We start from the raw sequence: 15411 nt of genomic DNA on the forward strand, positions 1-15411 counted from the left end.
CGCCCGGCCATCCGCTGCACCTACCATCGGCACCGATGAACGACGCCCGCATCCTCATTATCGACGACGATACTGACGTCCGCCAAGCGGCGGCGCTGGCGCTCGCGCCGCATGTGGAGGGCTGCGACGAAGCCGCCTCGCCGCTCGAAGCCGCACGGCTGGTGCGGGAACGCCGCTACGATGCGGTGCTGCTCGACATGAACTTTCTCGCTGGCGCGCGGGACGGCGAAGCTGGCCTTGCGGCCCTTGCCGATCTGCGGGCGGCCGATCCCGCCCTCGGCGTGGTGTTGCTCACCGCCTATGGCGGCGTCAGCCTGGCGGTGCAGGCAATGAAACAGGGCGGCGAAGATTTCCTGCTCAAGCCCTGGCGCAACGCCCAGCTGGTCGCGGCGATACGGGAGGCGATCGCCCGTACCAGCAACCGGCGTCATACGCCGACCCTTGCCGCCGTAGAGCAATCCACGATCACCGAGGCGCTCCAGCGCCATGGCGGCAACATCAGCCGCGCTGCGGCATCGCTGGGGCTCACCCGGCAAGCGCTGTACCGGCGGCTCGCCCGGGATGGATAGCCTGGCCGCCTATCCGCGCGTCTCCGCCATCGGCTGGCGCCTGGTCATTGCGGGCGCTGCGGTTTGGGGTGCGATCCAGTTGCGGCCCTCGCACCACATCGCCACCATCACCTTGCTGGTGATCATCGCGTCCCTCGCCCTTGCCGATCTGTGCGTCACCATGGTGCGGCGCGACCCCATCCCGGCACGTCCCGCGACCGCAGGCGATGCGCACGAGGCGGACCAGTTGCGTGCCCTGCTCGACGCCGTGGCAACCGCGCTGTTCGTGCTCGACGCGCACGGCCGAATCGTCCGGTGCAACCGGGCGGCACGCAGGATGTCGGGCGCCATGGTGTCGCGGCTGGCGGATGTCGCCGCACTCGATCCGGCGACGATCTCGATCCTGCAGGCGCTGCCCGTCGGTGCACGAAGGCTGGTGCGGGCCAAGGACGGCCGCAACCTTCTCGTCTGGTGCGGCAGCTTCACCGTGCCGGGCGCAGCGCCGCAGCGTCTCTTGTCGCTGCAATGGGTGGCCGGCGAGCTGGACGCGGTCGAGATCGAGGCGTGGCACGCAATGACGCGCGTGCTGACGCATGAGATGATGAACGCACTTGCCCCTATCGTCTCGCTTACCGAGAGTCTTGCCGCCCTGCCCGATCACAGTTCCCAAACCGCGCGTGCGCTCGCCACAATCGAACGCCGCGCCACGCATCTGCTCGGCTTCGTCGAACGCTATCGTCTGCTCGGCGACCTGCCGCAGCCAGTGCCGGTGGCGTTCGACCTTTCGGCGCTGGTAGCGGACGTCGCGCAATCGACAAAGTCCTTGCTGGAGGACACCGGCATTCGCCTGTCCCTCTCCCTGCCAGCCGAACCCGTGCGTATCACGGCGGACCCGGAATTGCTGGAACGGGCCCTCGTCAATCTTCTCCGAAACGCCGCGGAGGCCGTGCGCGGCCAACAACCGCCTCGGATCGCCATCGAGCTGACGACGGAAGCAGCGGAAACGGTCCTCCGCATACGCGACACCGGACCCGGCATCCCGCCAGACCGGATCGACGAGATCTTCGTGCCCTTCTTCACGACCAAGGAGAGCGGCTCCGGGATCGGCCTGTCGCTATCTCGCCAGATCGCTGCCGCACATCATGCGACGCTGATGGCCGTGCCTTCGGACGAAGGGGCGTGCTTTGAACTACGTATCCCTGCAGGCGACAGTGAGCCATCGGCGCATTGATCGGGCCCACGCAGTTGCCGCGCTGGCGATTTTGCCGGGGCGATCGCCGCTCTCGATCAGCATTTCCTCAGGATCAGCATGCCCAGCGCCTTCCCCTCGCGCGCCCGATAGATGCACACGAAGGTCGCGCCGCCATGTGCGCTGCCGCACCGATTCGACCCTTGCACGCATCCGCGCGAGAAAACCCATCACACGCTTGCACGACAGCCTTCCTTTGGGCCGCTTGACCTGCGAGAAGCCGGGAGACGCGCAGCGAGGGGGGACTATGCGCATCTTGTTCGCAACGCCGGTGCTGCCCGGCCGCCGCCGCAATGGCGGCGAGCTCTGGTCGCAAACGCTGGTCGAAAGCCTGCGCCGCAACGGCGCCGACGTGACGGTGCTCGGCTATGGCGCGCCCTATGCTGCCGGCGAGGTGAGCGCAGGGCCGCGCGCGGTCGAGACCCGCGCCGCGCCGCTGCGAGCCCTTGGCTGGGCGGTCCAGGCCATCGGCCGCAACGCCTTTTCGGTGCAGAAGTGGATCGGTCCTGCCTATCGCCATGCGCTGGCCGAGCAGCTTGCCCGCCAACCTTGGGACGCCGTGCTGATCGACCATGCCCAGATGGGCTGGGTGCAGCCGCTGCTCGGCGACCTTCCGCTTCTGTACCTTGCGCACCATGCCGAAGCGCAGCTCTATATGGGACTTGCCGAGCAAAGCGGCGCCCTGGGGGGCAGCATCTATAGGCGAGAGGCGCGGCATGTCGGCGCCATGGAGCAGGCGCTGGCCGGCGCCGCGGTGCGCAGCTGGTGTATCAGCGATGCCGATGCGGCCGCGCTTGCGCCCTATGCGGGCGAGCGGGTGCGGGCGCTGCCGTCGCTGCCCGCGATAACGCTGCAGGATACCACGGTGCCGGAAGGCGCTCCCGATGTCGCGCTTCTCGGCAATTGGCGCTGGCAGCCGAACCACCGCGCCCTGTCCTGGTTCCTGGCCGAGGTCCAGCCCAGACTGCCGCGGACGTGGCGGGTGGCGATCGGCGGGGCGGTTGACCGGCGCAGGCTGCCGGATACCGGCGGCATCGACATTCTGGGACCGGTGCCCGATGCAGAGCGCTTCCTCCGCGGCGCCCGGCGTATCGCCGTGCCGTCCCTTGCCCGCACCGGCGCCAATCTCAAGCTGCTCGATGCCATCGCATCGGCGCGGATCGTCGTCGCCACGCGCGAGGCCGGGGCGCTGGTCGGCACCCTGCCCCCGGACGTGATCCTGGCGAAGGATGCGGAGACATTCGCCCGAGCCCTGATCGACGCGCCAGCCCCGCCGCTGGAGGCGCGGGCCAGATGGCTGGCGGCCCGGGTAGCACGGCTGGATGCGGCGGTGGCGAGCGGGTTGTCAGCGGTGCGGGAGCAGCTCCGCGAGCGGGCTTGAAATAACGCCGCCCCACCAGAGGCATCGTCGCTGCCAGACGATCTCCCAGGTCCTGCGCCGATCGGCGAAGCGCGGATGGACGCGGCTGAGGAGCGCAAAGGCGCGCGCGCGCAGCCAGGCGCCGGTCAGGAAGGCATGCGCGGCAAGGCCACCGCGGACCGGACCCAGATGCCGCCGCACCAGCTCGATCTTCGCGCTGAGCAGATAGGTCCACATGTCTTCCGGATGGCTGCTCGCGCCCCCGTTGTGCTGGATCGTCGCGGTAGGAGTGAAGCTGGGCCGCGCGCCCAGCGCGCGCGCGCGCAGGTTCAGGTCGACGTCTTCGCCGTAGAGGAAGTAGCGCGTATCGAAGCCGCCGAGCGCCGCAAACAACGACGCGCGGATCATCAGGAAGCAGCCCGAAAGCGCGCCCACCTCGCGCACGGTATCGCGGGCCCATCCACCATAGCCTTCCGGATTCAGCAGCCGGCTGTGCGGGAAGCTGCCCGACAGCCCCAGCCCGACGCAAAGGCTGCCCCAGAGACTGGGTGTGGCAAGGCTCTCGGTCGGGTTGACCCGGCCGTCCGCGCGCACCGTCCGGCCGCCCCACAACATGGCCTCGGGCCGCGCGCCCGCGAAGGCGTGCAGCGCGTCGATCGCGCCCTCCAGCGGCAGGGTATCGTTGTTGAGGAACAGCAGCGTATCGCCTTGGGCGTGGCGCGCGGCAAGATTGGCGCCGCCCGCAAATCCGAGATTGGCTCCTGCGCCGACCAGCCTGACCTGGGGGAAATCGCGCCGGATCATCGCCGCCGTATCGTCGGCGGAGCCGTTGTCGACGACGACGATCTCGTGCGGCACCTCCGGCGCGGCCGCGACCAGCCGGGCCAGGCAGTTCCGCGTGGCGGCGCTCTGGTTCCAGCAGACCAGCAGGATCGAGAGCATCGGCTCAGCGCCGCAGCAGCAGGTCGCGCTGGCGCCGCCAGTTCCACCATCGCCGCTTCAGGCGATCGTAGCGCTGCAGCCACTTGTTCCGCCGCCGGTCCCGCCGGTTGACCCGCAACTGGTTGCCATCCACCGCACGGCTGACGAAGAAGTTGGGAACGGCATGAAGATCCTCCATGCCGAGGTGGAATACCGGGCAGGCCGCGCTGGCCTGCGGCGGCACGATCCATGCCCAGTCCGCCGAGACGGTGCGGCCTTCGCGCTGCTCGCGCTTGACGAACTCCATGAACTGTTCGCTGGCGGTGTGGTGATCGACAATCTCCACCCCGGCGGCGCGATAGCTGTGCAGCACCGCCGCGTTGAGTTCGGTGAGAGTGCGGTCGCGCCACAGCGGGTCCGCGCTTTCCGATGCTGCGAACCCCATCGCCTCGGCAATCTGGGACAGCAGGTCATAGCGCTTGCGATCGGCGAAGTCGCGCGAGGCGATTTCCGTGCCCATGTAGTGCCCGTTGAATGGTGCGCAGGGATATTCGATGCCGCCGATCGTCAGGTGCATGTTGGACACGCACGGCACGGCGTACCAACGCAGGCCCAGCCGTGCGAGTTCGGGATAATCGGGGTGGCGAATCTCCACCTCGCGCCGTAGCGTGTTAGGGATCGGGAAGAAATGCCGGAAGCCGCTCGGATCGCGTAGGATCAGCGGCAGCAGATCGAAGGCGCCGGGCTCTTCCGGCGGTTTCCAGCCCAGGCCGATCGCGGTGCGGGTGAATTCGACATTCTGGCGATCGCCGAGGATAGACCCGTCCGGCTGCAGATAGCCTGCATATTGCAGCACCTGCGCGCTTTCGACCGTGACCGGCAACTGATCCCCTTGGGCCGGTGGGAAGATGCTGATGGAGGAGCGGATGCGCCCGCCCGCGAACACCGCCTCCATATGCGCGAAAATCTGCGCGGCGACCTGCTCGGGCGTTTCCATCGCCCGGCAATCGCGCACTTCTAGCGATTTCCACCACAGCCGTCCGATGCACCGCGCATGGTTTCGCCATGCCACCCGCGCGCCGAACGCCAGTTCCTCAGGCGTGTGCGCATAGGTGCCGGTCCGACGCAGCGCCCGCACTACCTCGGCGCGCCGCGCTGCAGCAGCGTCATCAGGCTGCCCCGTCTCCCGCGCGAAATCATCCAGAAAGACCAGCGCTTCCTCGCGGCGTTCGCCGGGGGAAAGGCGCCGCATCCGCCGACGTACCGGGTCGGCGGCGACGAAACGGTCAACCATCACATCATCCCGTCGAACATGCGCGCACCGGGGCGCAGCGTGCGGCGATTGATCGCGTACACCGCTTCCAGCACGCGTGCCTTGGCGCGGCGATACTCCGCGGTCTGGGTAGCACGCTGATCGGCGAAGGCGCGGCCGAGCACCGGCTTGTGTCCACGAACCAGCAACTCGGGCACCATGCCGTCCTGGACCTGCTGCCACACCGGCGTGTCTTCCAGAATCGAGAAGTCGTTGAAGCGGACGCGGTCGATATACTGCGCGTGCGCCTCCAGGAAGGCCGCCGTCTCTAACAGATCCTCGAACGTCTCGCCGGGATAGCCCTTGAACATCGTGCAGCGCACCGAGATGCCTGCCTCGAAGGCGTGCCGGATAAAGGCTGCATTACCTTCCACCGTCGACCCCTTCTGCATCAGATCGAGCATGCGCTGACTGCCGCTTTCCAGTCCGAAGCTCACGCGGCGCATGCCACCCGCCGCCGCGGCGCGAAGGTCGCTGCGCGACAGGCCGTTATCGGCGCGGGTATCGACATGGACCGTGCCGATCCACTGCGCGCCGGGCACCACGTCCTGGGCATGTTCGGCGATACCGCGGAACAGCGCCGGATTGCTGTTCAGCTTCAAGTCGAGGAACAGGAAATTGTTGGTCGCATAGCGGCGCGACTGCTCGCGCATTTCGTGGAGTACCGACTCCAAGCTACGCGTACGGAAGGTGCGGCCGTTGACCGAGACCACGTCGCTGCAGAAGCTGCAGCGCGCCCATTGGCAGCCGCGCCCCGTCATGATCGGCACGATCCGGACACGGTAGCGATCCCAGGGAAAGTCGGCGAAATCGGGTACCGGTGAGCTGTCGAGCGGCCGGAACGGCGGCGCCGGCCGGCTGCGACGCCCGTCGGGCAGCGTCACGCCGTCGAACGCGAGCAGGTCGCGGCCGCGGATGACCGCGTCGATAAGGTCCGGCAGCACCACGTCCGCCTCGCCCCCGAAGATCGCGGCCAGGCCCGGTACGGTGCGCCAGCTGTCCGCCACGCCCTTCATGTTGAAGGCAGGGCCGCCCAGCAGCACGGGCACGCCCGCCGCCTGGGCGCGCTTGCCGATCTCGATGACGGTCGAATGGTGCTGGAGATAGGCGGAGAGCAGCAGGATGTCAGGCTTGTCCGCAAGTGCCTTCGAAATCTCGCGCAGCACTGTGGGATGGGGGCGCTGCCGCCACCAGTAGCGCACGCTCCGCGCCGCCCCGCGGACGCCGCGCACCATCGGCGAGGTAGAGAGGTGCAGGCGCCGCATCCAATGGTCGAGCCGCCATTCCACGCGCTCGCGCTCCGCGGCGGGCACGTCGTGCGCCAGCGGCACCAACAAGCGTGCATCATGGCCAGCGTTGCGCAGCGACGCCGTCAAGATACCGACGGCGAGCGTCGGGAAAGTCGCAAAGTTGTTGAGGTCGACGAGAAGCGCGGAATAGCGCGTTGCCGACGTCCCTTCAACGGTCGCGGCAGACGACGGCACGATCGCTGCGCGACTTCTCGAATCGTTGCCGACGCTGCGAGCGCGCACGCGATCGATCTTGCCCAATGAATGCATGATTCCCCCCGTGGGGAAAATATCGGGACAAGCTCTTCAACGCAACGATGCAGCTGTCTCAAATCGTGCCACAAATGCGCCATTTCAGCTGCAAATTGTCTCACGTTGACAGCCCCGCCGAGTGGACCGCGCATGGATCCCGATGCTTACCAGAATTCTTCCCGGAGCGCCGGCAGGGCCAACCGACGTTTGGGTCTATATTCCCGCCCCCAGGCCTTCCCCGGAGTCGGGTGCACGCCCTGCAGCCATGAAAAAGGGCGGCGCCGCTGCCGGCACCGCCCTTTCCGTAGCTAGGCTCGACGCCGATTAGGCGGCGGCAACCTTCGCGCTGGCGCGACGACGACGCACGGCAGCACCGGCCATGCCGGCACCCGCGATCATCATGCCCCAGGTAGCGGGCTCGGGGATCGGGCTCGGCGGCGAAGCGAAGCTGAAGCTGCCCGAGATGTCCGAATTGGCGCCACCGGCCTGGTTGAAGGTGAAGGCAACCGAAGCCTTGCCCTTCTCGAAGCCCGAAGCGGCGGTCGGGGAGAAGTCACCCAGCGTGTAGATGGTGACGAAGTTCAGGCCAGTGGTGACCTTCGCGACCTGGCCGGCGAACGAGCCGAACACGCCGCTGAACGAAACCGCCGAACCTGCGGTCGCGGTGACCGACGAGGTGGTGAAGGTGGTGAAGAGGCCGACCGTCGACAGGTCGCCGCTCGAACCCAGCACGGCGCTGCCGCCGTTGCTGAACGTGGTGTCAGCACCGATCGACGCGGTGCTGCTCTTAACATTGACCAGACCAGCCGAGAAACCGCCGATGATGGTCGCCGCCGAAGCGGTGGCCGGGGCTGCAACCGCAACGGTCGCAGCAGCCAGCAGGGTGAGAACACGAGTGCGCATAAAACCCCCTAATGGTTAACACGCCGACGGATTGCCGGCCGCGCCCTACTCCACAGAAAATGTAGCCCCGTCAATCATTATATAAAGCAGACGGCTCAAATCGAAATATTAGCATGCCAGCTCACGACGGAATGAAAGCCGAATGCGCCCAGCCGTGGATCATAAGGCTGAAAAGATAGCGTTTCGTTTGGAATATAGCTTGATGCAGGACGCATCTTTACATGGGCCACTGCGCAATCTGCGGAGAATTTTCTAAGTATCGTCAAAATTGTTCTGATTCGTTACTTACGCAACAAAAAGTTGCAGTAAGGACGAAGGTAGACGAGCGCGGTATTTGCGCTGCAGCATATCTAACGGTAAGCCTTAACCGGTTATTAACTATTTTGTTCCGACGACCGGCTGTTTTTTCGCACGCGCAACATCCGCTTCAAAGCTGCCGGAGAGAGCCACGCAAAATGCAGCGACTCGCTCTGGTTGCGCGGCGGACCTTAGAAGAGTGGGGAGCGAGCGCTCCCGCCATGCAATCGTTCGCCAGCAAACGAGACTGCGGATCGACAAGCGATTGAGAAAATGCGCTGCCGTCCTGCTGCGTCGCCGCACGGCGCGCAAGTGCGTCCATCCACGTCATCCCTGCGAGGAGGTGGAAATACGGCGGACCGACGATGGTGATGTGTGAAGTGGTCGGGGAGACAGGATTCGAACCTGCGACCCTCTGGTCCCAAACCAGATGCGCTACCAGACTGCGCTACTCCCCGACGAACCGCCGCGCTTAGAGCGTCCGCACGGCGGACACAAGACCCACCACGTTTGGGGCCAAGCGACACACTGGTGGGCCCGGCAGGACTCGAACCCGCAACCTAGCCGTTATGAGCGGCCAGCTCTAACCATTGAGCTACAGGCCCCCAGCGCCCGCCTGCCCTAGCGGAGGCCCCGCCCAGCCTGCAAGCCCAAGCTGCGCGAACACCGCTTAGTTCTGCTGCGCCTGGTCGCGCGTGGCCGGCACCGCCGCGGGGAGGCGCAAGGTGAGCAGGTCCGGTGCGATCACCAGGCCACCGCCCAGCTCCCGGGCGAGGTTGCGCGCCAAGCGCAGCGCGAAACCGGTGCCGAGCAGCGTGCCGTCCTCGTCCTGCTCGTCGTCGATGCCGAGCACCGTCTCGCCCGGATAATGGCCGAGCGCGCGCGGGCGCGCGATGATGATGGCGACATGCTGCTCGCCGTCCTGGGCAAAGCGGAGCTGCAGCCGCTCTCCCTGCGCGGTCGCGGAAGCCAGCGTCGCCAGTAGCCGGGCCAGCAGCCGCTCCACTGCGCGGCGATCACCGGAGACGGCCAAGTCCTCCTCGGGCAACAGGATCGCCGAGCCGCGCAGGGCAAGCAGTTCGCCCAGATCGGCGACGATAGCGGCAAGCAGCGGGCGCAGCGGCACTCGCCCCCCGCCCAGCGACAGCGCCGCGCTTTCGATACGGGCGGCGAGGTCGAGATCATCGATCGCGCCGAGTAGTTCGCGCGCCTGGGCGCGGATCACCGCCGCCCGATCGCGATAAGGCTCGGGCACCGGTCCCAGCATCTGCGTTTCGATCATCTCGGCAAAGCCAGCGATCGCGTTGGTCGGTGTGCGCAGTTCGTGGACGATCTGGCGAAGCGCATCGGCTTCCAGCGGCGCCCGGACGGGCTCCGCCCGCTCGTCGGCGCGCGGGCGCCTGGCGCTGCCGCGATAGCCAGTGAACCTGCCGGTGATCGGCTCGAACGCCGGCAGCGCAGAGAGCAGCCAATCCCCGGCCGCGTCCGAATCGCTCTCGATCGTCAGGCGGGCATTGGTGAAGCCCGCACGCCGCCGGAAGGCCCCGGCGGCGACACCGTCGAGCCGGCTGCCGCGGGCCAGGCCCTGCAGGTCGAGCGACAGGCCGATCACCGGCGGACGACTGACGCCCTCCACCCAGCGCACCACGCCCGCAGCATCAGTCTCGAAGCGGAAATTGCGGGCACGTTCGCGGCCTGACGCCGCCGGTTTGGCAGCGTCGCGGTCGCGGTGATAGGCCTCTATCCTGGCAACGAGATCGGCAACGGCAAACAGGCCCTCAGGTTCGGCGTCGTCCGCCGCGTCCCCGACGTCCGCGCGCTGGTCCGCAAGCACGAAATCCACCGCGCCGAAGCTTTCGAGCGCGCGCGTCACCGCCGGCGCCAAGTCGCGGCGGTTGCGCAGGACGTGCCGAGCGCCCGGCGCCAGCGCCGGCAGCAGCGCGATCCATTCCCGCTCGGACATTGTTGCCTCGCGCAGCACCGGCACCGCAACGCTGAGTTCGTCGATCGCGAGCAGCCGCACCAGATCGGCCGGCGGCTGCGCACCTTCCAGCGCACGGGCGCTCGCGGCACGGACGGTCAGCGGCACGGTATCCCGGATCGAATCGAGCGCCTCGAGCGCACGCGGCTCGGCAGCCACGCGCCCACGGCCCAGCAGGTCGACCAGCTGGCGCCACGCCAGCGGCGCGCCGGTGGCCGAGCGCAGGTCACCGGCCAGCACCGTTTCCAGCGTATCGTCAAAGCGCAGCGGCAACGCCGTTGTCCCCCAAGGTCCTATCACTCACGATGTGTTCATACCGCCATGCAGCCCATGGTGGAAACAGTCCATTTCGGCACGTCGCAATGTGGGACAATTGCGTTGAAGCGTAATTTTATTATGCTAGGAAGCAGCGATAAGAAACGAACCCACGCAGGAGCCCCAGAAAAAAATGCGATTCGACGAGATCGACGTCCGGATTCTCGGATTACTCCAGGAAAATGGCCGCATGACCAATGTCGAGCTTGCCGAAAGGGTCGGGCTCACTGCACCGCCCTGCCTGCGCCGCGTTCGCGCGCTGGAACAGGAAGGTGCGATCAAGGGATACCATGCCGCGCTCGATCCGAGCGCGCTTGGCTATAACCTCACCGTCTTCGCGATGGTGAGCCTGAAAAGTCAAGCCGAAAGCGATCTCCGCGCCTTCGAGCAGCTGGTCGCCGAGATCCCGGAGGTCCGCGAATGCCACATGCTAAACGGCGAGATCGACTTCATCCTGAAGATCGTCGCGCCGGACCTGCAGAGCTTCCAGACTATCCTTACGACGCGGCTGACCACCGCCCCCAACGTCGAACACGTCAAGACGTCGCTCACCATCCGCACCGCCAAGGCGCTCCCCGGCGTGCCAGTGCCGGAATTCAAGGGCTGACATCCCGATCGAGCGACGCCCGGCGGACACAAAAAGGGGCGGTCCCGCGGGACCGCCCCTTTTCTTTTTGGCAGATGCCAGCGCGATCAGGAAAGCGCCGGCAGGTCCAGCGCCACCACCCAGAGCGCGGCGAGGTCGACCGCCGGGGCAGCCTTGACCTGGCCGAAGCCGGTGCGAGCATCGTCCTTGCGGCCGAGATTGTACAGCGCGATGCCGCGGTGCAGGTTGACGTCGTCGGTCGCGACGCCGCCCTTCTGCAGCGCGAGGTCGTACAGCTCGACGGCCTTGGCATAGTCGCCCGAGGCCAGGAAAGCGTCGCCCGTCTGCGCCGCCATCTTGCCGTTGGCAGCCGCCTGCGACTGCTTGATCAGCGGCGTGAGCGAGCCTTCCGACTTCGACTTGGTCTGCGCCGAGGTGTAGACGCGGGCAATGTCAGCGTTGCCCGCCGGCAGCTTGCCGTCGGCACGGCCTTCGTCGATCACCTTCACCGCTTCCCAGGGAAGACCGGCAGCGTTCACCGATTCGGCATAGTCGAGATAGTCGTTCTGGTCCGCCAGCACCTTGGTGGTGCGCAGCAGGCGATATAGATCGATGCGCTGCGCCGCAGTGAGGCGACCGCCTGCCTGATCCGCGCTGCCGCGCATCACCAGCACGCCCCAGCGCCAGTTCTGCTTGGTCGGATAGTCGGCGATCATCTTCTTCATCCACTCGGCGGTCGCGGCGCGGTTGCCGGTGGCGTAGACGCGCGGAATGGCGAACTGATACCAGGCGACCGGCGGCTTCTGGCCGGTGGCCTTCACCGATTGGATCGCGCGATCGACTTCGGCGACCGACTCGTTCGGCTTGCCGGTCGCCGCATAGGCGTTGGCGAGCGCGATCGAGATGTCGAAGTCGTTGTTGCCGGCTTCGCGCGCCTTGGTCAGGTTATCGATCGCTTCCGGATACTTCTTCTCGTTCAGCGCCTGGTTGCCGACGATCGTGTAGTACTGGCGCTTGTAGATCGGCAGTTCGTTCGGGGGCGTGCGCGGGCTGGCGATCAGGATCGGCAGCGTCTTGGTGAGGCCGGCCATGTCGTTCTGGCCGATCTGCACGCGGGTGCGCAGATAGGCGGCATAATATTTCTCGTCGTCGTTCTGGGCAGCTTGGTCCAGCGCGTCGAGCGCCGGGGCGGCGGCGGCCCAATTCTTCGCCTGCACGGCGTCCATCGCCGGCTGCGCGGCCTTGCGGAAGGCATCGCCTACCTTCAGCGCGTTGGGGTCTTCCTTCGCGGCGGCGCCCTTCTTGTCCTTCTGAGCCAGCGCCGGCGTCGACACCAGCGCGGTGGAACCCAGCGCAAGCATGGCAGTCAGCGCAAGCTTCGAAACAAACTTCATGTGAAACTCTCCTCGTCGGCCAGGCGGCGTCACGTCATCCTCTAAAGGCGCCCTGTACACCATTCAAGCGCGCTTGCCGTGCTAGAAGCACGCTGAACCACGTTTGAATAAGCGCCATTGCGGTGCGGAAACGTTTAGCCCCCGACTTGGCTCCCATGCTCCCCACGCGCGCACGTACGCGCGGGCGCGGGGTTGGCAGGAGGCATGCGGACGGCTAGAGCCATCGCAGCGTAACAAAAACCCGAAAGTCTGTTGCATTGACCGACGAGACCCTGCTCGCCGACCCTTCCGACATTACCCCGATCTCGATCGTCGACGAGATGAAGACCTCGTACCTCGATTACGCGATGAGCGTGATCGTGGCGCGCGCCCTGCCCGACGTTCGTGACGGCCTGAAGCCCGTCCACCGCCGCATTCTCTATGCAGCGCAGGAAGGCGGCTACGTCGCCGGACGGCCCTACCGCAAGTCCGCCCGCCTGGTCGGTGACGTGATGGGTAAATACCATCCGCACGGCGACAGCTCGATCTACGACGCGATGGCCCGCATGGCGCAGGACTGGGCGATGCGCGTGCCGCTGATCGACGGCCAGGGCAATTTCGGCTCGATGGACCCCGATCCCCCCGCCGCGATGCGCTACACCGAAGCGCGCCTCGCCCGCGTGGCGACGGCGCTGCTCGACGATATCGAAAAGGATACGGTCGACTTCGTGCCGAACTATGACGGTTCGGAAAGCGAGCCGTCGGTCCTCCCTGCCCGCTTCCCGAACCTGCTGGTCAACGGCGCGGGCGGCATCGCGGTCGGCATGGCGACCAACATTCCGCCGCACAATCTCGGCGAAGTGATCAACGCGTGCCTGGCGTATATCGACAATGGCGCGGTCACGCTCGAAGAACTGATGGAGCTGGTGCCGGGCCCGGACTTCCCGACCGGCGCGGTGATCCTCGGCCGTTCGGGCTGCCGCTCGGCATATCAGACCGGTCGCGGCTCGATCCTGGTGCGCTCGCGCCACGAGTTCGAGCAGCGCGGCGAGCGTCGCTCGATCGTGCTGACCGAAATCCCCTACCAGCAGGGCAAGAACGCGCTGGTCGAGAAGATCGCCGAAGCCGCCAAGGAAAAGCGGATCGAAGGCGTCTCCGACATTCGCGACGAAAGCTCGCGCGAGGGCGTGCGCATCGTCATCGACCTGCGCCGCGACGCGACGCCCGAGGTGGTGCTCAACCAGATCTGGCGGAACACGCCCGCCCAGTCGAGCTTCCCGGCCAACATGCTCGCGATCCGCGGCGGCCGCCCGGAACTGCTCAACCTGCGCGACATCATCGAGGCCTTCGTCAAGTTCCGCGAGGAGGTCATCACCCGCCGCTCCAAGTTCGAACTGGCCAAGGCGCGCGACCGTGCGCACATCTTGCTCGGCCTGGTGATCGCGGTCACCAACCTGGACGAGATGGTGAAGATCATCCGCGGCTCGTCGAGCCCGGCCGCCGCGCGCGAAGCCCTGCTCGCCCGCGAATGGCCGATCGCCGAAATTGCGCCGTACATCCGCCTGGTCGAGGCGGTGGACACCGAAGTCACGGGCGACACCTACCGCCTGTCCGACACCCAGGTCCGCGCGATCCTCGACCTGCGCCTGCATCGCCTGACGGCACTCGGCCGCGACGAGATCGGCGACGAGCTCAAGGAGCTCGCCGATTCGATCGCCGAGCTGCTCGAGATCCTCGGCAACCGCGCCAAGCTCTACGAAGTGCTGCGCGGCGAGCTGGTGCTGATCCGCGACACCTATGCCACCCCGCGCAAGACCGAGATCGCCGCTGCCGCCGACGGCATCGACGACGAGGACCTGATCGAGCGCGAGGACATGGTCGTGACCGTCACGGTCCAGGGCTATATCAAGCGCACCCCGCTCGATGCCTTCCGCGCCCAGGCGCGCGGCGGCAAGGGCCGCGCCGGCATGGCGACCAAGGATGAGGACGCGATCACCGAACTGTTCGTCACCTCGACGCACACGCCGGTGCTGTTTTTCTCCACGCTCGGCCGCGTCTATCGCATGAAGGTCTGGCGCTTGCCCGAGGGCGGCCCCGCCACTCGCGGCCGTCCGATGATCAACCTGCTGCCGCTCGCCAATGGCGAAACCATTTCCACTGTGCTCCCGCTGCCGGAGGACGAGGACGAATGGGCGAACCTCCACGTGATGTTCGCCACCGCCAAGGGCAATGTCCGGCGGAACAGCATGGACCTGTTCACCAACGTGCCCTCGAACGGCAAGATCGCGATGAAGTTCGAAGGCGAGGACGAGGACGATCGCCTGATCGGCGTCGCGCTGCTCAACGAGGGCGACGACGTGCTGCTGGCGACCCGCGCTGGCAAGGCGATCCGCTTCCCGGGCGAGGACGTCCGCGCCTTCCAGAGCCGTGCCTCCACCGGCGTGCGGGGCATGCGCCTCGCGGACGGCGACCAGGTGATGTCGCTGTCGATCCTCCACCGCTCGGGCGCGAGTCAGGAAGAGCGCGACACCTATCTGCGCTTCGCCCCCTGGAAGGCCGAGCGCGAGGGCGAGCACGGCCTGGACGAAGCACGCTACGAGGAGATGAAGGACCGCGAGCAGTTCATCCTCACGGTCTGCGCCAACGGCTATGGCAAGCTCAGCTCGGCCTATGAATATCGGCGCACCGGCCGTGGTGGCCAGGGCATCACCAACATCGACAACATCGGCCGCAACGGGCCGGTGGTGGCGAGCTTCCCGGCGACCAAGGGGCATCAGCTGATGCTGGTGACCGATCAGGCCAAGATGATCCGCATGTCGCTGGGCGACCTGCGCGTGATCGGCCGGAACTCGGCGGGCGTGCGGCTGTTCAACGTTGCGCAGAACGAGCATGTCGTCTCGGCGGCGCGCATCGAAGAGAGCGAGGACGAGGCCGAGATGAACCTGGGCGACGGCGCCGTGGCAGGCGAAGCGACTCCGGACGCAGTGCCGGGCGAAGATCTTGCCGACGGCGGCGAGGCCTGAGC

Annotated in this window: 11 protein-coding genes and 2 tRNA genes; 5 read left to right on the forward strand and 8 right to left on the reverse strand. The window is 66.8% G+C overall.

Annotated elements, in window-relative coordinates; translation table 11 throughout:
* Positions 1-35 precede the first annotated feature (35 nt).
* The 3 genes from ABIC35_RS06205 (at position 36) to ABIC35_RS06215 (ending at position 3178) form a co-directional block, all read left to right on the forward strand.
* Complete coding sequence (locus ABIC35_RS06205) at positions 36-569, forward strand: response regulator (protein ID WP_183049398.1); 534 nt, start codon at positions 36-38, stop codon at positions 567-569.
* Entirely contained in the window at positions 562-1779 is a 1218-nt protein-coding gene (locus tag ABIC35_RS06210) for a sensor histidine kinase (RefSeq protein WP_183049399.1), read from the forward strand. The genes ABIC35_RS06205 and ABIC35_RS06210 overlap by 8 nt, the downstream gene beginning before the upstream one ends.
* Positions 1780-2044: 265 nt before the next feature.
* The gene (locus tag ABIC35_RS06215) at positions 2045-3178 is read left to right on the forward strand and encodes a glycosyltransferase (protein ID WP_121077591.1); all 1134 of its coding nucleotides are present in this window, start codon (positions 2045-2047) and stop codon (positions 3176-3178) included.
* Here the strand turns inward: ABIC35_RS06215 and ABIC35_RS06220 are convergent.
* The 7 genes from ABIC35_RS06220 to ABIC35_RS06250 form a co-directional block, all read right to left on the reverse strand.
* Entirely contained in the window at positions 3143-4099 is a 957-nt protein-coding gene (locus tag ABIC35_RS06220) for a glycosyltransferase family 2 protein (RefSeq protein WP_121077593.1), read from the reverse strand. The genes ABIC35_RS06215 and ABIC35_RS06220 overlap by 36 nt on opposite strands.
* Before the next feature lie 4 nt (positions 4100-4103).
* The gene (locus ABIC35_RS06225; RefSeq protein ID WP_121077595.1) at positions 4104-5372 is read right to left on the reverse strand and encodes a nitric oxide synthase oxygenase; all 1269 of its coding nucleotides are present in this window, start codon (positions 5370-5372) and stop codon (positions 4104-4106) included.
* The gene (locus ABIC35_RS06230) at positions 5372-6949 is read right to left on the reverse strand and encodes a B12-binding domain-containing radical SAM protein (RefSeq protein WP_147425880.1); all 1578 of its coding nucleotides are present in this window, start codon (positions 6947-6949) and stop codon (positions 5372-5374) included. Before ABIC35_RS06230 ends, ABIC35_RS06225 begins: the two co-directional genes overlap by 1 nt.
* A gap of 306 nt (positions 6950-7255) precedes the next feature.
* Positions 7256-7834 carry a PEPxxWA-CTERM sorting domain-containing protein gene (locus ABIC35_RS06235; protein WP_121077598.1) on the reverse strand — a complete coding sequence of 193 codons (579 nt, stop codon included), beginning with the start codon at positions 7832-7834 and terminating at the stop codon, positions 7256-7258.
* A gap of 678 nt (positions 7835-8512) precedes the next feature.
* A tRNA-Pro gene (locus ABIC35_RS06240) sits at positions 8513-8589 on the reverse strand.
* A gap of 71 nt (positions 8590-8660) precedes the next feature.
* Positions 8661-8736, reverse strand: a tRNA-Ile gene (locus ABIC35_RS06245).
* A gap of 65 nt (positions 8737-8801) precedes the next feature.
* Positions 8802-10385, reverse strand: coding sequence for a histidine kinase dimerization/phospho-acceptor domain-containing protein (locus ABIC35_RS06250; RefSeq protein ID WP_121077600.1), 1584 nt, complete (start codon positions 10383-10385; stop codon positions 8802-8804).
* 175 nt (positions 10386-10560) lie between these two features.
* Here ABIC35_RS06250 and ABIC35_RS06255 point away from each other — a divergent pair, with 175 nt between their 5' ends.
* Entirely contained in the window at positions 10561-11034 is a 474-nt protein-coding gene (locus tag ABIC35_RS06255; protein WP_093295502.1) for an Lrp/AsnC family transcriptional regulator, read from the forward strand.
* Positions 11035-11120: 86 nt separating this feature from the next.
* Here ABIC35_RS06255 and ABIC35_RS06260 read toward each other — a convergent pair whose 3' ends face one another.
* Positions 11121-12407: a tetratricopeptide repeat protein gene (locus ABIC35_RS06260; protein ID WP_121077603.1), complete on the reverse strand. Its 1287-nt coding sequence runs from the start codon at positions 12405-12407 to the stop codon at positions 11121-11123.
* Positions 12408-12664: 257 nt separating this feature from the next.
* Between ABIC35_RS06260 and gyrA the strand changes: the two genes are divergently transcribed.
* On the forward strand, positions 12665-15409 hold the full coding sequence (gene gyrA / locus ABIC35_RS06265; protein ID WP_121077605.1) for a DNA gyrase subunit A: 2745 nt from the start codon (positions 12665-12667) through the stop codon (positions 15407-15409).
* Positions 15410-15411 lie beyond the last annotated feature (2 nt).

This window comes from Sphingomonas trueperi (genome assembly GCF_040545965.1).
Classification (GTDB): domain Bacteria; phylum Pseudomonadota; class Alphaproteobacteria; order Sphingomonadales; family Sphingomonadaceae; genus Sphingomonas; species Sphingomonas trueperi_C.